The organism is Megamonas hypermegale (assembly GCF_900187035.1).
Lineage (GTDB): Bacteria > Bacillota > Negativicutes > Selenomonadales > Selenomonadaceae > Megamonas > Megamonas hypermegale.
The window spans coordinates 344,237-361,832 of record NZ_LT906446.1 but is presented as its reverse complement, the minus strand read 5'-3'; the positions used below and the strand labels follow the sequence as shown (position 1 = coordinate 361,832).

Below are 17,596 nucleotides of genomic sequence, written 5' to 3'. Positions count from 1 at the left end.
TTTTACCTCACTGTCAAGTTATTTATCTGTCATTTTAGCAATTTTACGTAATTTTCTATAGCCTTCTGTTCCTGTAATTTCTAGCATAGAATACTGTTTTAATATACTTTTTATTGTTTGAGATATTTGTAGTGGAGAATAATCTGTTAAAGCTTGATTATTATTCATAATTCCTAAAAACTTATTTCTCTTCTGATTGTACGCACTCCAAAAAACATCTAAATTATTATTTAAATTATTTAAAGATATTTGCTCTAAAACTTTTCCAACAAATTGATTTAAATTTTCATTTTTATTTTCTTTTAGAAAATCATTTTTAGATTTTTCTACCAAATCAGGTGAAATTATGCTTTGTTCTGTCGCACTAATAATTCTATCTATATAAGAAAATTCAGTATTAGTTATAGCTTGTTGCTTAAGAAAAAAATAATTTTTTTGCAAATTTCTCAATAACTCTTGTTGTTCTTTAATAGATAACACATATTGATAGAATTTATTAATATTATGATAACTTTTATTATCTATTTTCCTAATAAAAACATGCTTATATCTATCCCAATAATTTTCATTCATTAATGGTAAAGACTCATAAAAAGCTTTAAAATTTAATCCATCATCAGTTATATATGATTGAATTTGTTGCATTCTTTCTTGTAACTCATCTATTTGCAAAACAATCATAGAAGCATAATCTTTAGTTTTTCCCCGCTCTTGCCAAATATAGACGAATATTGCCGAAGTTCCAACTATTATTAACGCCATATTTACCCAGTTTGCAAGCAAAAAATTCCAAAATAAATTTCCCAAAAAATCTATCATAAAATATAACCTTCTTTAATCATTAATAAAAAAGGCAAAAAGTAAATTAAAAATCTACTTTTTGCTTTTTATTAAAAATATATTATTCTACTAAATCAGGGTTAAAGCTTTCTTTCCAAGGAAGTCCCCATTTATTAAGTGCATCCATAAATGGATCTGGATCGAATTCTTCTACATTATATACGCCTGGTTTTCTCCATTGACCGTTCATGATAAGCATTGCACCAATCATTGCAGGTACGCCAGTCGTATAAGAAACTGCTTGTGAACCAACTTCTTTATAGCATTCTTGATGGTCGCAAACATTGTATAAATAATATACTTTATCTTTGCCATCTTTTTTGCCTTGGAAAATACAACCGATATTTGTCTTACCAACAGTACGAGGACCAAGACTTGCTGGGTCAGGTAATACAGCTTTTAAGAATTGAAGTGGCACAATTTTATGACCTTCAAAATCAATAGGTTCAATTGAAGTCATGCCTACATTTTCAAGACATTTTAAATGTGTCAAATAAGATTGACCAAAAGTCATGAAGAAGCGAATACGTTTAATGCCTTTTATATTTAAACCTAAGGATTCAAGTTCTTCATGGTGAAGCAAGTACATGTCTTTTTCGCCAACTTCAGGGAAATTGTACACGCGTTTTATTTCCATAGGTTTTGTTTCTACCCATTTGCCATTTTCCCAATAGCTACCATTTGCAGAAACTTCGCGAATATTGATTTCTGGATTGAAGTTTGTAGCGAATGGATAACCGTGGTCACCAGCATTGCAATCGAGAATATCAATATAGTTGATTTCATCAAACTGATGTTTCATAGCATAAGCGGAGAATACACCTGTTACACCTGGGTCAAAACCGCAACCAAGAACAGCCGTGATACCAGCTTTTTCAAAACGTTCACGATATGCCCATTGCCATTTATATTCAAATTTTGCAGTATCAAGTGGTTCGTAATTTGCAGTATCAAGATAATGAACTTTCGTTGCAAGACATGCATCCATAATTGTCAAATCTTGATAAGGAAGTGCAAGATTGATAACTACATCTGGTTTTACTTCATTGATGAGATTGATGAGCTGATTTACATCATCAGCATCAACTTGAGCTGTTGTAATTTTTGTTTTACCGCCACTTAATTTTTCTTTTAACGCATCACATTTACTTTTTGTACGGCTAGCAATACAAATTTCTTCAAATACATCACTATTTTGACAGCATTTATGGATAGTAACACTTGCTACGCCACCACAACCAATAATTAGAGCTTTACCCATTTGGCAAATTCCCCCTTTTATAATAATTTTTATTTGTTATTTATATTATAATCTAAAGCCAATAAATATTCACGCAGTAATTTTAAAGCCGTAGCTGTAGATATACCGCTTTGGTCATACGGCGGAGAAAGTTCCACCATGTCTGTGCCCACGATATTGCAGTTTTCAGCTACAAGTTTCATAGCACAGCGAAGTTCATCAAAGGAAACACCGCCAGCTTCTGGAGTGCCTGTACCTGGGAATACAGCTGCATCAAGCACATCAAGGTCAACTGTAAAATAAACAGGTTTTCCTTTTAAAGCCATCACAGTTTCTTTTAAATTATTAAAATTAAAACGCTGTGTCTTCACATGGTCTTTGCCCCAGACAAATTCTGATTTATCGCCACTTCTAATGCCAAACTGAAAAATTTTATTATCGCCAACGATATTCCAAACGCGATGAAGCACTGTAGCATGGGATAATTTAGCGCCGAGATAATCATCTCGCAAATCAGCATGAGCATCAAAATGAACTATGTGCAAATCAGGATATTTAGCAGCTACAGCGCGAACAGCACCGAGTGTAACAAGGTGTTCACCGCCAATCATCAACGGCAATTTATCGCAATCAATGATTTTTTGTGTGAACTCTTCGATATCTTCTAAAGCATTTTCCACGCTACCGAACGGAAGTTCTAAATCTCCGCCATCAAAAACAGCAGCATCCTCTAAATCTAAATCAAGATAAGGACTATACGTTTCAAGTCCATATGATTCAGCTCTCATAGTACGGCTGGCAAAGCGCGTACCAGGGCGGTATGAAGTAGTGGAATCAAAAGGTGCTCCGAACAAAACGATTTTAGCTTCTTCAAATTCCTTATCACAGCCTAAAAAAGTCTCAATGTTTTTCTTCAACATCTTCCATTAACTCCTCTACATAATTTGGTAAAGCAAATGAAGCATTGTGCAAATTAGCATTGTAATATCGTGTTTTAAGTTTTAAATCATTCCATTTTTTGGCATCAAAATCAAGTGTTGGGTGATACTTCTTAGAAGCAAAACCAAATAGCCAATGACCAGATGGATATGTTGGAATGTGAGCTTGATATACTCTGCTTATAGGGAAAGATTTTACAATGCGCTGATGAGCTCTTTGCATAGCAAAAGCATCTTCATCATAAAATGGGCTTTCATGCTGATTTACCATGATGCCATCTTCTTTCAAAGCTTTATAACAATTGCCATAAAATTCTTTTGTAAATAAACCTTCACCAGGGCCGAATGGGTCTGTAGAGTCTACGATTATCAAATCGTATTCATTTTCGCAATGGCGAATGAATTTAAGTCCATCTTCAAAAAATAGATGTATTCGCGTATCATCAAAACCGCATGCTGTTTTTGGCAAAAATTCGCGAGAAATATCGACAACGCGTTTATCTATTTCCACTAAATCGACAGACTCTACATTTTTATAACGCATTAATTCACGTGCTGCACCACCATCGCCACCACCGATAATCAAAATGCGTTTTGCATTAGTGTGTACAGCCATCGGCACATGCACAATCATTTCATGATAAATGAATTCATCTTTTTCTGTCAGCATTACATAGCCGTCTAATACCATCATTCGACCAAATTCCTTGGACTCTAAAATATCAATGCGTTGAAATTCAGTCTGTTCACTATAAAGCTGTTTGTCTATCTGTATCGAGAATTTAACATACGGTGTATGAAACTCGCTGAACCATAAATCCATTTATCTTTCACTCCTTAATAACATTTAATCGTTTAATTTCCATATCTTCAGGGCCAGTCATAGAACAGCCTTTATCTTTAGCATAATGAATATACTCTAATATTTCCGGTGTTATTAATTCTCCCGGTGCTAAAATTGGAATACCTGGAGGATAACACATTACAAATTCACTGCAGACTCTACCGCAACTTTCATCAAGTGGTAAGGACTCTTTATCACTGTAAAAAGCATCTTGCGGTGCACAGATTACTTTTGGACTGATATATTCTGCCTCTAACATTCCCTTATGGTCTTTTTTATAATTGCGGCGTATTTCAGCCAACGCACTTACAAGGCGTTCGATATCCTTTGCTCTATCACCAACTGATACGTATGCAAGCAAATTGCCGATGTCGCCAAATTCTGCTTGAATATCGTATTCATCGCGCAATATATCATAAACTTCAATGCCAGCAAGACCGATAGGCAGTGTGTATATGGCAAGTTTCGTTATATCAAAATCATATACGCTATCGCCATTTATCTTTTCATCAGCATAAGCGTAATAATCGCCGATATTATTTATTTCATGGCGCGCATAACCTACTAAATCAATTACAAAATCAAATATTTCACTGCCGTATACAGCTAAATTAGAACGTGAAATATCAAGACTCGACATCAACAAATATGAGCCACTCGTCGTTTGTGTGAGGTTTATTATCTGATGAACATAGCCCGCTTTTACATTTTTGCCAATCAATAAAAATGAACTCTGTGTCAATGAACCACCTGATTTATGCATGCTTACAGCCGCCATATCAGCACCAGCATGAATTGCTGCCTGTGGCAAACGATGATTGAAATAAAAATGTGTGCCATGTGCTTCATCAGCGAGAACCAACATATTATGCTCATGTGCCACTTTTATTATTTCCGACAAATTGGAGCAAATTCCATAATAAGTTGGATTATTCACTAAGACAGCTTTTGCATCAGGGTTTTCTTTTATAGCTTTTTTTACATCATCAACGGACATACCGAGGGAAATTCCCAACTGTTTATCCATTTGTGGATTTATATATATAGGCACAGCTCCGCAAAGTATCATAGCATTTATAGCACTTCTATGCACATTGCGTGGTAAAATAATTTTATCACCACGTTTGCAGGCCGTTAAAATCATTGTTTGTACAGCTGACGTCGTACCGCCAACCATAAAAAAAGCATGTTCTGCGCCAAACGCATCAGCAGCAAGCTCTTCCGCTTCCTTTATCACTGATACAGGATGACACAAATTATCCAATGGTTTCATGGAGTTTACATCTACGGATAAACATTTTTCACCCAAAAAATCTAATAAAGCTTTATTTCCTCGTCCCCTTTTATGTCCAGGAACATCAAATGGAACAATTCTCATCTTTTTAAATTTTTTCAAAGCCTCATATACAGGCATACGTTTTTGTGCTTGTCTATCCAATAATATCACCAGCCCTTATATTATATTTAAAAAACATTGCTGCCACTAAATATCTCTATCATTTCTTGGCGCAATCTATTATTTATAATCAAACGTGTTTTTGGAGGAATTTCGTAAATATCTGTGTTAAACAGATAATTACTTAAATCTAATTCTTTTATCAACATTCTAGTATGAAATAAATTCGCTTGATATACATTTATATCTACAGCATCATATTTCAAAAGCGTATCCGGCATAATATAATCCTGAATAGATGTTATTTTATGGTCCATAAACAATTTTCTACCACGTACATCACGCGTAAAACCGCGTACGCGATAATCCATCGTTATTATATCCGAATCAAATTTGCCTATCAAATAATCAAGCGTGCTAAGCGGTGTAATCTCGCCACAAGTAGAAACATCAATATCCACTCTAAATGTAGCAATACTCGTTTCAGGATGGTATTCTGGATAAGTGTGCACTGTGATATGGCTCTTATCCAAATGAGCTAAGATTATTTCTGCCCTTTCTTCGCTATCACTTTTGCAAGGTCTCATATTTTCATCAGCTAATAAAATGGTCACACTAGCACCTTGCGGGTCATAGTCTTGGCTGGAAACATTAAGCACTCTAGCACCTATCATTTCCGCTACATTCGTCAATATTTTTGTCAATCGTTCAGAATTGTATTGCTGGTCAATATATTTTATATAATCATGTTGTTCTCGTGGAGTCTTAGCATAACAAACATCATAAATATTAAAACTTAAAGATTTTGTAAGATTATTAAACCCATATAATTTTAATTTTTCGGCCACCCAATATCTATCCTTTTTCTACTGCAAATTTAGGTTAACAAAGGCAAACCTATAATCCTTTTAATTTCTGCGTATTCATATCCTCATTAGGATGAGTTGGCATTTTAATAGTAAAACCTCGACCGGCAACTTCTGAAGTATCCGTGATAATCATAAAAGCTGTAGGGTCTAAAGCATTGACTATGAGTTTAACTCTACTTACTTGTGTCAAGCTCACCACTGCAAAAATTACCTTCTGATTTTTATGGCTGTAAGCTCCTTCACCATGAAGGAAAGTAACGCCGCGTCCAATATGTTGTATAATCGTCCAGCCTATAAGCTCAGAAAATGGGGACATAATTATCACTAGTTTTTTACGATTAAAACCAGCTACTACTTTATTAGTAATTTCGCCCACTATATACATATTAATCAATGTATATAGACCGATAGAAACATTAAACAGTACAATACCCACTAAAATAATAATAAGGTTAAAACCAAATACCACTGTACCTAAATCGAGCGAATAATATTTCTTAATAACAGCACCGAGTACATCAAAACCGCCGCCATTAGAATTAGCTCTAAATACAATACCACAGCCAATACCTACCAACACGCCACCAAATACAGAATTTAAAATAGGGTCTTCTACAAGATTATAACTGCCGATAAAACTTGTAGCATCAATAGCGACAGACAGCATGACAGTACCAATAATCGTATCTATTGCATATAATTTGCCAAAAACTTTATACGCAATATACACAATAGGTATATTGTAGATAATAAGTTGTAAACCAATTGGTAAATCAAGCAAGTAATAAACAATTACAGCAATACCACTCAAACCGCTTGCTAATAATTTCGCCGGTATAATAAATGTGCTATATCCCAAACCAGCAATAAGTGAACCAATAAAAATTTTTAGATAGCGGCCAAAATGACTCTCCATTACATAACTGGTTTTACCAATCAAAGAACGTAAAAAAAGCTTAAAATACCGCCCAATCATAATAAAATCCTCCTGTAAAATTATTTTTCTGTTACGTTTGAAAGATAAGCAAGAAGTATTGTATCATATTTAATTATCTAATTGTACTATTTAATATCATCCTAACTAGATAATAACAAGAAATTCATAATTAATCCAGCTAATAAATTTAATTGAAAAAAATTATCAAAAAAAATATAAAATAGATATTGAAAATTATTATCAATTATGTTATATTAAATACAAGCTTTTCCTTAGCTCTCCAATATAATATATACACACAAAAAAAGCGCGTAAAAAAACGCGCTTTTTTTGTTATCTCATCTATATAATCATTCTTTATTATTTAAGTCTTCAATAGCTTGAGCTGCACCCATGATAGCGATTAGAGAATGTTCCATGGTAAGTGCGCCTTGAAGATATACATTGTACGGTTCACGGATAGGACCATCAGCACTAAGTTCAATAGAAGCGCCTTGTACAAATGTTCCAGCAGCCATGATGACTTGGTCTTCATAACCCGGCATATCCCATGGTTCTGGAGCTGCAAAGGAGTCTACTGGAGAATATTTTTGAATACCTTGACAGAAAGCAACAAGTTTTTCTTTAGAGCCCAATTCAATAGCTTGAATGATATCATTGCGTGGTGTCTGTGGTGCTGGCAATGTTTTAAAGCCCATCATATCGAATAAAGCAGCGGCAAATATAGCAGATTTAACAGCTTGAGCTACAACGTGCGGTGCTAAGAATAAACCTTGAAATAATAAGCGATTGTTAGATAAGGAAGCACCGAGTTCTGCCCCCATGCCAGGAGCTGTCATGCGATAAGAAGCAAGTTCTACTAATTCTTTTTTACCAACAATATATCCACCAGTTGGAGCAAGTCCGCCACCTGGATTTTTTATAAGTGAACCAGCCATGATATCTGCGCCGACTTCAATTGGTTCTCTTGTATCTGTAAATTCACCATAACAGTTATCTACATAGCAAATGCAGTTTGGATTTATGGATTTAACGAATTTACAGATTTCGCCGATTTCATCAATGCTAAGTGTTGGACGCATCATATAACCGCAAGAACGCTGAATTACTACCATTTTAGTTTTAGCAGTGATTTTTGTCTTTGCTACTTCAAAATCGACTCTACCTTCTGCATTAAGAGGAACTTCATCATACAAAATGCCAAATTCTTTTAAAGAGCCTGGGCTATCTGTTGCATAACCGATAACAGTCTGCATAGTATCGTACGGTGCACCTGTAATATAGATAAGTTCATCACCTGGGCGCAAGATACCAAATAAAACTGTAGCCAAAGCGTGTGTACCAGAAACGAACTGAGTGCGCACTAAAGCAGCTTCTGCTTTAAATACTTCAGCATATAATTCTTCTAATTTGCCTCTGCCGATATCATCATAAGCATAACCAGAAGTTGTATTGAAATGAGCTTCGGATACTTTTACTTTGCGCATAGCATCGAGAATTTTCAATGTATTTATTTCTGCAATTTCATCAGGACGAGCAAAATAATCTTTGCATTTTGCAAGTGCCTGCTGTTTTAATTCAATGATTTTTTTAGAAAAAGCCAATGAAGTAACCTCCTAAAGTTTTAGATGAAAATTTATTTAAATAATTATATCATTAAACAATCATTAGCATGACAATAAAAAAAATAAGCCACTTATTCATAAGCAGCTTATCTTTTATAATGTCCGTAGACCATTAAGCACGTTGGATTTTACCAGAACGCATGCAGCTAGTGCAAACATTAACACGTTTAACTTCACCGTTAACAACAGCACGTACGCGCTGAATGTTTGGTTTCCAAGTGCGTTTTGTTTTTAAATGAGAATGGCTTACATTCATACCTGCTCTTTCGCCTTTAGCGCAGATTTCGCAAACATTTGCCATCGAGCACACCTCCTTAATTACTGGAAGATAGAAAAATTACTAGGTTATTTTCAAAAACACAGTGTTAACATTATATCACATAAATATTTTATATTGCAAGCATTTTATTTATTTGTTTGTATGATTACTTGTAAATAAAGGTAATTCGTGATATTGTTATACCATAAATATTTACAAAGAAAATTAATTTGCATAAAGGCGGTCATTATATGTTAAAAATCTGTTTCAGCCAAATTGAAGTTGAACCAGGTCATCCTGACCTCAATTTTTCTAAAATGCTTCAGGCTATAAATGAAGCTAAAGCAAATAATGCTGATATCATCATATTCCCAGAAATGGTCATTCCTGGCTATTTGCTCGGTGATACATGGGAACAAACTTCCTATTTAAAAGATTGTTTATCCTACGGCGAAGATATCATCGCACAATCAAATGATATCTGCATTATTTTTGGTAATATTGCTGTTGATTGGCAGAAAAAAAATACGGACGGACGTGTACGTAAGTACAATGCTTTATATGCAGCTTACCAAGGTAAATTAATTCAACCAGAAAAATCACCATATCCTTTTGCTATAAAAACGCTTTTCCCAAATTATCGCGAATTTGATGATAGTCGTTATTTTTATAGTTTACAAAGTTTAGCTGATGAACTTGATACTTCTGTAGATGATTTATTATCACCAATGAAGGTAAATATCAAAGGACAAGAATTAAATTTAGGTTGTATATTATGTGAAGATGGTTGGAGTGATGATTATAATTTTTCACCAATAGATATTTTGTGCAAAAATTATAAATTGGATATGCTCATCAATATTTCAGCATCTCCTTATACTTTTGGCAAAAATAATAAGCGTCATCGCGTATTTTCTAAACAAGCAAAAGACAATCAAGTCCCACTTATCTATGTCAACAATATTGGTATTCAAAACAATGGTAAAACCATATATACTTTTGATGGTTCTAGCACTGTATACGATAAAAATGGTAATATCATCGCTTGTTGCCCAGCTTATAGCGGAAAAAATAATTATATAAATTTAAACAGCAATGAAGATTATACTCCGCTTCCTATTCCACAAAATGATGATATTTCTAATATTTACCAAGCACTCAGCTACGGTATTAAAAAATTCTTAAAAGATATTCATATGAAAAAAGTCGTCATCGGTATATCAGGCGGTATCGACTCAGCTGTAGCTTCTGCTTTATATGTAAATATTATAGGTAAAGATAATGTAACTTTAATCAATATGCCTAGTAAATTCAATTCTGAAACGACAAAAGGTTTATCCAGCCAATTAGCGCATAACCTCGGCTGTCAATACGCTATCGTGCCAATTCAAGAAGTCGTTGATTTTACTGTAAATCAATTTGAACATACAGATGTAGTCGATTTAACAACTCAAAACGTAAATCACTTAACTATTTCGTCTTTCGTTAAAGAAAATATTCAAGCACGTGACCGCTCAGCTCGCATTCTTGCTGGTATGTCAGCAGCTATCGGTGGTGGCTTCACTTGCAATGCTAATAAAGCTGAAACAACAGTAGGTTATTCTACATTATACGGCGACCAATCAGGATTTTTAGCAGCACTTGCTGACCTTTGGAAACATCAAGTATACGATTTAGCGCGTTATTTAAATAAGGAAGTTTATAAACGCGAAGTAATTCCACAGGGAATTATCGATATCATACCTAGTGCTGAACTTTCTGCTGAACAAGACGTTGACGCAGGCAAAGGTGACCCAATAAAATATCCATACCATGACTATTTATTCCGTTCTTTTGTCGAAAGCTGGCAAAAAGTAACACCAGAAGATATTCTTACTTGGTACAGTGAAAATACACTTGAAGAACATATCGGCTGTGAAAAAGGTTTAGTGGCAAAATACTTCTCAACTGCTAAAGAATTCATCGCTGACCTTGAACGCTGGTGGAATTTATTCACTGGTATGGCTATTGCAAAACGCATTCAAGCTCCACCAATTCTTGCCATAAGTCGCAGAGCTTACGGTTTTGACCACCGTGAATCTCAAAATGGCGCATATTATACAAGAGCATATAAACAGCTTAAAGCTAAACTTTTAGGTGAAACTGCATGAGAATTATTACAGGTTCAGCCCGCGGTGCAAAGTTAAAAGCACCAAAGGGACAAAATACGCGTCCTACGGCTGATAGAATAAAAGAATCGCTTTTTAATATTTTAGGTGCTTTCGTCTATGATAAAAACGTTTTAGATATGTTTTCTGGTACAGGCAATCTAGCATTAGAGGCACTCAGCCGAGGTGCTAGTCATGCCACCATGGTTGATATGGCACTTGAAAGTATTTCCATCATAAAATTCAATACAGCTCATACTAAATTAAATGATAAAGCTACTATCTTAAAATCTGATATTTTCATGGCAATAAAAAAATTTCATCAAAACAAGATGAAATTTGATATAATATTCTGTGACCCACCATATCACAAAGAATTATGTATGAAAAGCTTGCAGATTTTGCATGAATACCCTGTATTAAGTGATGATGGTATAATTATTATGGAACACGCTCTTGAAGATATTTTACCAGATAAATATGAAGAATTTTCATTGTTGCGTCGTCAAAAATACGGTTCAACAACACAAATAAGTATTTATGAAAATACTAAAATGGTTAAAAGTGAGGAATAAAATATGATAACTGCAATTTGTCCTGGCAGCTTTGACCCTGTTACAAATGGACATATCGACATATTCAAACGTGCAACAAAAATGTTTGATAATGTTATTGTTGGCGTTTTCAACAATGTTCACAAAAAGCCTTTATTTACAGTTGAAGAACGCGTAGCACTTTTAAAAGAAGCTACAAAGGGAATACCTAATATCACTGTAGATGCATTTGATGGATTACTTGCTGATTATGCTCATGATAAAGATGCACATGTAATTGTGCGTGGATTACGTGATGCCAATGATTTTCTGTATGAATTTCCACGTGCTATGCTGATTAAAAGTATGGCTCCAGATATTGAAAATATCTTTTTAACTACAGATAATCGTTATTATCATGTATCTTCATCAGCAATACGTGAGTTAGCACAATTTGGCGGAGATATCTCAGCACTCGTACCGCCATGTGTAGAAGCTGCTATCCATGCCAAAGTAAAAAAATAATCTTTCTTACAATATAAAATTTCAAAGGTTGGATTATAATGGATATTATAAAATCAATTCATGAGCTAGAAGATTTAGTAACTAATTCTTCTCGATTAGTATTCACTAATAAATGCTTAATCGAAGAAGATAAGCTCGTTCGCCTCATTGATGACATTCGTAAAGAATGGCCTTCTGCTCTAAAAGAAGCAGAAGAAATCACGCAAAATCGAGATAAAATCATCGAAGATGCACGCGCAGAAGCTAAAAACATCATTGAACAAGCTAAAGCATATGCACAGAAAAAAGCTTCTGAAGATGAAATAACTTTAGCCGCTCAATCTAAAGCTAAAGATATTTTAAATAAAACATATGCTCAATCTGAGGCTATGCGCAATGATTCTATTGAATATGCTCAGCAAGTTTTTGACCATATGGGCATATATGTACAAAATGTAATGAACAATATTCAAGCTGCCAAAGAAGGGCTAAAGAATATTGAAACAAAACCAGAAGATAAATCGGAAGAAAAAGAATAATTTATATGTATAAAAAGCTACTGTCTTGGATTTGTCTAAGCAGCAGCTTTTTTCATGAAGAAAGGACGTTGTAATTGATTAATATAAAGCCGTCTATTTTACAATCGGTAACTAAACCTGCTCGTTATACTGGCGGGGAACTAAATGCTATTCATAAAAATCATGCTCAAATGAAATGCTTATTTGCTCTTTCTATGCCTGATGTTTATGAAGTTGGTATGTCCAATCTCGGACTAAAAATCTTATATGAAGTATTAAATGAACGCGAAGACACAGCAGCAGAACGCGTCTATGCTCCATGGCTTGATATGGAAAGCAAAATGCGTGAAAATAATATACCACTTTATACATTAGAATCTTTTACTCCGCTCAAAGAATTTGATTTTGTCGGATTTTCCTTGCAGTACGAAATGATTTATACAAATGTGCTCAATATGCTTGATTTAGCTGGTATTCCTGCTTGGCAAAAAGACCGCACAGATGATGAACCATTTATAGTTGGCGGTGGCCCATGCGTTTATAATGTTGAACCAGTTGCCGATTTCTTTGATTTCTTCATCATCGGTGAAGGTGAAGAAGTATTAAATGAAGTTGTAGATACTTTCGTAAAATGGAAAGATAACGGCAAAAAAGGTGGCAGAAAAGGCTTTTTACGTGAAGTGGCGAAACTTGATGGTATATACGTTCCTTCTTTATATGAAGTTCACTACAATGAAGACAATACATTTAAAGATATAACGCCACTTGTAGATGAAGCAAAACCTGTAATCTACAAACGCATTATCAAAGATTTCCGCAATTCCTTTGCTACAAAAAAACCTGTACTTCCATACATTGAAATCGTACATGACCGCATAATGCTCGAATTATTCCGTGGCTGTACACGCGGTTGTCGTTTCTGCCAAGCTGGCATATCTTATCGCCCTGTACGTGAACGCACAGCTGATAGATTGCGCACTATAGCTAAAGAAATGCTCGATAACACAGGTTATAATGAAATGTCTTTGACTTCTTTAAGCTCTGCCGATTACAGTTGTTTAAATGAATTAGTCGATGATTTATTAGAAGACTACAAAGATGAAAAAGTATCCTTCTCCTTGCCATCATTGCGCATAGACAGTTTCTCCATTGACCTTGCGCATAAACTCCAACAAGTACGCAAAAGCGGTTTGACATTTGCTCCTGAAGCTGGTACACAGAGATTGCGCGATGTCATCAACAAAGGCGTTACAGAAGAAAACTTGATGGAAGCAACAGGCGCAGCGTTCCGCCATGGCTGGAAGACAGTTAAACTGTATTTCATGATGGGGCTTCCTACTGAAACAGATGAAGATATCATCGGCATTGCAGAACTCGGTTCAAAAGTAGCTAAATTATACCGCTATATCACAAAAAGACGTGATATTAAAGTAACTGTCAGTGTATCTTGCTTCGTACCAAAACCATTTACACCATTCCAATGGTTCCCACAAAATACAATTGAAGAATTCCAACGCAAACAACAATTATTAAAATCACATATCACTGACCGCGCTGTTCAATTCAACTACCATACAGCCACTACCAGTGAATTAGAAGGTGTTATTTCCCGTGGCGATAGACGACTCAGCAAAGTCATCTATCAAGCATGGAAAGATGGCGCAAAATTTGACGGTTGGAGCGAAGAATTTAAATATGATGTTTGGATGAATGCTTTCAAAAAATGTGATATTGACCCATATTTCTACAATATGCGTGAATATAAATTTGAAGAAAAATTACCATGGGAACACACTACACCAGGCGTAAGCAAAAAATTCTTGCAAAGAGAATATGAAAAAGCATTAAAAGGCGAATTAACAAAAGATTGTCGCCATGATAATTGTAATGGTTGCGGTATCTGTCCAGTACTTGGTACAGATATGGATACGATAAAATAAAGAAAGGCAGTTGTATAAATGATAAAATATCGTTTAGAAATCACAAAAGGAGAACCAGTAAGATATATTTCTCATCTCGATTTTGCAGCACTGATGCAAAGAGCAATTTGTCGTGCTCATCTGCCAGCCGCTTATTCAGAAGGGTTCAATCCTCATATGAAAATTGCATTTGCTTCTGCCTTATCTGTTGGCATCACTAGCACTTGCGAATACATGGATTTAGAATTAAAAAAGGATATGTGTCAGCCAGAAGTATTTGATAAATTGCGCAAAGCATTGCCACCAGGAGTAAAGCTTTTACAGGTAAAACAAATTGATTTACGCTCTAAAGCTTTGATGTCTATTGTCGATGAAGCTTCTTATGAAATAACTTTACCAATTTATGATGATGCTTCCAAATTGCAAAACACTTTAGATGAATTCAATAAAATGTCAGAAATCGTCATCGTTCGTGAAACACCAAAAAAACGCAAAGAAATTGAGATAAAACAATATTTGCCGAAAAAAATCACATTCTCTACAGAAAAAAACAATTTAAAATTAAACATGAATATAAAAATCACATCTACAGGAACCGCAAAACCAAATGAAATTTTGGAAGTATTAAACGATAAATTTACAGCAAATCTACCAATAGAGCAAGCTTTAATTTGTCGTACAGGCTTATACAGCAAAGGTAAATCCTTGATAGATAACGATTAATAAATTAACATCTAATAGTTCGTTTTTCATTTTTTTATAGAAAGACGAACTATTTTTTTATTTTATAATCAGAAAAAAAGGGATTTTTAAAGATATAGCGAAAAATAATAATATAACAAATAGAATTTATACTCTACGTTTTATTATAAGGAGGATTTTATCATGGGTAAAATAAATAAAATTTTGGTTCCAGTAGATGGTTCTGACAATGCATGCAAAGCTGTTGACCGCGCAATAGATATGGCTGAAAAAGCAAAAGCTTCATTAGAATTCGTATATGTTGCTAGCCATATTAATGAACATATCCCTAGTGAAATCGTTTTTGACCGTATTTGGGAAAAATTACCAGCAGGTGTTTCTGCAACAAAACATGTAGAAACAGGCTCAAGACCAAAAGCAATTATCAGAGTTGCACAAGAAACTAATTCTGATATCATCATAATGGGTAGCCGTGGTCTTGGTATTTTCAAAGGTGCATTAATCGGTAGTGTAAGTCAAAAAGTTATTGAAGATTCTCCTATACCTGTTATGGTTGTAAAATAAAACTACTATAAACCGGAGGAATTTTAATGATTTACACTTATAAATCACATACACCAAAAATAGCAAAAACAGCACTTGTTCATCCTAGCGCTGTAATTATCGGTGATGTTACTATCGGTGAACACAGTACTGTTTGGCCTGGAGCTGTCCTTCGTGGCGACTTACAGCCAATCATAGTTGGTGATTATACAAATATTCAGGATAATGTCACAGTTCATGTAATGTCTGATGCTCCAATTCATATTGGTAGCTATGTTACGATTGGTCATAACGCTGTAATTCATTGTAGCAAAGTCGGTGATAATACACTCATCGGCATGGGAGCTATCTTGCTCGGCTATGGTGAAGTTGGTCATAATAGTGTAGTTGGTGCTGGTACACTCATTACAGAACACAAAAAATTGCCAAACAATTCCATGATTTATGGCACACCTGCTAAAGTAATCAGAGCATTAAGAGAAGATGAAATTGATGCTTTACATGAATCTGCTATTCACTATAATCTTTTAGCACAGAACTACAAAAATGAAGAAAATGAAAAATAAATAGGAGTGTTTATTATGAGACAAAGAACGTTGGTATTGATAAAACCTGATGCAGTAGTTAATTATCATATTGGTAATATTATTGACCGTTATGAACGTGAAAAATTTGATATTGTCGCTATGCGCATGTTAGAAATGGATGATTGCATAGCTTCAAAACACTATGCTGAACATGTAGGTAAACCTTATTACCAACGTTTAGTCGATTTCATGGCTACAGATAGAATTGTCGCTTTAGTAGTTGAAGGCGAAAATGTTATTGAACGAGTTCGTGAAATTCATGGTAAAACTGACCCTAAAAAAGCAGCACCCGGCACTATACGTGCAGATTTTGCACTATCTAAAACAGTAAATTCCGTTCATGCTTCTGATAGTCCAGAAAGTGCAGAACGCGAAGTTCATGTATTCTTCAGTGAAACTGAAATTTATCAACCAAATCATGATATCGATTTCAGCGTATTTGATGGAGATTGATTAAAAGGAGTAATTATGTCAATTTGTACAAAAACAGGTGATAAAGGCACAACATCTTTATATACAGGTCAGCGTGTAGCCAAAAATTCCTTACGTGTTAGAGCTTATGGAACTGTAGATGAAGTAACTTCAACACTTGGCTTAGCACGTGCCTTCAGTGAAAAGAAAGAAATTCAGGATTTACTGCTTCAACTTGAACAAACTAATTTAAAATTAATGGCTGATTTAGCAAGTATTACAGATAAATATTACATCACCCAAGATACTATTGATGAAATTGAAGCTGTAATCAATGAAACAGAAGCTAAATTGCCACCAATAAAAGCTTTTATTATGCCAGGCAAAACAAAAGCTGGTGCATTTTTAGATTTAGTCAGAACAACAGTTCGTCGTGCCGAACGAGAAGTTTTATCTTTAGCAGATGAAGAAGAAATAAATCCTAATATAAAGGTCTATTTAAATCGTTTATCCGATTTAGCATTCCTATTAATGCGAATTGAAGATGACTTATAGAATTTAAAGGAACAGATATTTCCACTTTATCTGTTCCTTTTTCTTATAGATATGTTTCAACAGCTCTTTTTACTTTGTCGATTGTAGTACAAAAATATATATGCGATAATAAAATTGTCAATTAATATATTTGTCTAAAAGTGCTTAATAATTCCCATGCCAAAACTGAGTATCCTAATAAATAATAGTCAAAATATCCTTTTCTTGTAATGTTTATCCACTCTTAAAT

The 17,596-nt window shown here is 34.5% G+C and carries 19 protein-coding genes; 10 read left to right on the top strand and 9 right to left on the bottom strand.

The features are described 5' to 3' along the window. Positions 1-18: 18 nt before the first annotated feature. The 9 genes from CKV65_RS01715 to rpmB form a co-directional block, all read right to left on the bottom strand. Entirely contained in the window at positions 19-819 is an 801-nt protein-coding gene (locus CKV65_RS01715) for a hypothetical protein (protein WP_027889181.1), read from the bottom strand. 82 nt (positions 820-901) lie between these two features. Beyond that, entirely contained in the window at positions 902-2,101 is a 1,200-nt protein-coding gene (locus tag CKV65_RS01710) for a saccharopine dehydrogenase family protein (protein ID WP_027889180.1), read from the bottom strand. Positions 2,102-2,130: 29 nt separating this feature from the next. Next, positions 2,131-3,000: an agmatinase gene (speB, locus tag CKV65_RS01705; protein WP_036254210.1), complete on the bottom strand. Its 870-nt coding sequence runs from the start codon at positions 2,998-3,000 to the stop codon at positions 2,131-2,133. Continuing rightward, positions 2,981-3,841 (bottom strand): polyamine aminopropyltransferase, encoded by an 861-nt coding sequence (gene speE / locus CKV65_RS01700; protein ID WP_027889178.1) that lies wholly within the window; start codon positions 3,839-3,841, stop codon positions 2,981-2,983. Before speE ends, speB begins: the two co-directional genes overlap by 20 nt. 7 nt (positions 3,842-3,848) lie before the next feature. After that, on the bottom strand, positions 3,849-5,276 hold the full coding sequence (locus tag CKV65_RS01695) for an aminotransferase class I/II-fold pyridoxal phosphate-dependent enzyme (protein WP_197695397.1): 1,428 nt from the start codon (positions 5,274-5,276) through the stop codon (positions 3,849-3,851). 50 nt (positions 5,277-5,326) lie between these two features. Next, on the bottom strand, positions 5,327-6,106 hold the full coding sequence (speD, locus tag CKV65_RS01690) for an adenosylmethionine decarboxylase (protein ID WP_027889176.1): 780 nt from the start codon (positions 6,104-6,106) through the stop codon (positions 5,327-5,329). Between the two features lie 49 nt (positions 6,107-6,155). After that, positions 6,156-7,103, bottom strand: a complete 948-nt coding sequence (locus CKV65_RS01685) for a YitT family protein (RefSeq protein ID WP_051177530.1) — start codon at positions 7,101-7,103, stop codon at positions 6,156-6,158. 311 nt (positions 7,104-7,414) lie between these two features. Next, complete coding sequence (locus CKV65_RS01680; protein ID WP_027889174.1) at positions 7,415-8,668, bottom strand: methionine gamma-lyase family protein; 1,254 nt, start codon at positions 8,666-8,668, stop codon at positions 7,415-7,417. A gap of 133 nt (positions 8,669-8,801) precedes the next feature. Beyond that, positions 8,802-8,990, bottom strand: a complete 189-nt coding sequence (gene rpmB / locus CKV65_RS01675; protein WP_027889173.1) for a 50S ribosomal protein L28 — start codon at positions 8,988-8,990, stop codon at positions 8,802-8,804. Between the two features lie 209 nt (positions 8,991-9,199). On the opposite strand from rpmB, the gene nadE reads away from it, so the two are divergent. The 10 genes from nadE to CKV65_RS01630 all read left to right on the top strand — a co-directional run bounded on the left by nadE (position 9,200) and on the right by CKV65_RS01630 (position 17,367). After that, positions 9,200-11,098, top strand: coding sequence for an NAD(+) synthase (gene nadE, locus CKV65_RS01670; protein ID WP_027889172.1), 1,899 nt, complete (start codon positions 9,200-9,202; stop codon positions 11,096-11,098). Then, entirely contained in the window at positions 11,095-11,670 is a 576-nt protein-coding gene (gene rsmD / locus CKV65_RS01665) for a 16S rRNA (guanine(966)-N(2))-methyltransferase RsmD (protein WP_027889171.1), read from the top strand. The genes nadE and rsmD overlap by 4 nt, the downstream gene beginning before the upstream one ends. A gap of 3 nt (positions 11,671-11,673) precedes the next feature. Beyond that, the gene (gene coaD / locus CKV65_RS01660) at positions 11,674-12,153 is read left to right on the top strand and encodes a pantetheine-phosphate adenylyltransferase (protein WP_027889170.1); all 480 of its coding nucleotides are present in this window, start codon (positions 11,674-11,676) and stop codon (positions 12,151-12,153) included. 38 nt (positions 12,154-12,191) lie between these two features. Beyond that, positions 12,192-12,671 (top strand): ATP synthase subunit B family protein, encoded by a 480-nt coding sequence (locus CKV65_RS01655; protein WP_027889169.1) that lies wholly within the window; start codon positions 12,192-12,194, stop codon positions 12,669-12,671. A gap of 74 nt (positions 12,672-12,745) precedes the next feature. Further along, complete coding sequence (locus CKV65_RS01650) at positions 12,746-14,590, top strand: TIGR03960 family B12-binding radical SAM protein (protein WP_027889168.1); 1,845 nt, start codon at positions 12,746-12,748, stop codon at positions 14,588-14,590. Positions 14,591-14,608: 18 nt separating this feature from the next. Continuing rightward, positions 14,609-15,292, top strand: a complete 684-nt coding sequence (locus CKV65_RS11010; protein ID WP_027889167.1) for a TIGR03936 family radical SAM-associated protein — start codon at positions 14,609-14,611, stop codon at positions 15,290-15,292. Positions 15,293-15,454: 162 nt separating this feature from the next. Further along, the gene (locus CKV65_RS01645) at positions 15,455-15,835 is read left to right on the top strand and encodes a universal stress protein (protein ID WP_027889166.1); all 381 of its coding nucleotides are present in this window, start codon (positions 15,455-15,457) and stop codon (positions 15,833-15,835) included. Between the two features lie 26 nt (positions 15,836-15,861). After that, positions 15,862-16,380: a gamma carbonic anhydrase family protein gene (locus CKV65_RS01640; protein ID WP_036254206.1), complete on the top strand. Its 519-nt coding sequence runs from the start codon at positions 15,862-15,864 to the stop codon at positions 16,378-16,380. A 15-nt stretch (positions 16,381-16,395) separates the two neighbouring features. Then, entirely contained in the window at positions 16,396-16,854 is a 459-nt protein-coding gene (gene ndk, locus CKV65_RS01635; protein WP_027889164.1) for a nucleoside-diphosphate kinase, read from the top strand. 15 nt (positions 16,855-16,869) lie between these two features. Further along, positions 16,870-17,367 carry a cob(I)yrinic acid a,c-diamide adenosyltransferase gene (locus CKV65_RS01630; protein WP_027889163.1) on the top strand — a complete coding sequence of 166 codons (498 nt, stop codon included), beginning with the start codon at positions 16,870-16,872 and terminating at the stop codon, positions 17,365-17,367. The last annotated feature ends 229 nt before the right edge of the window (positions 17,368-17,596 follow it).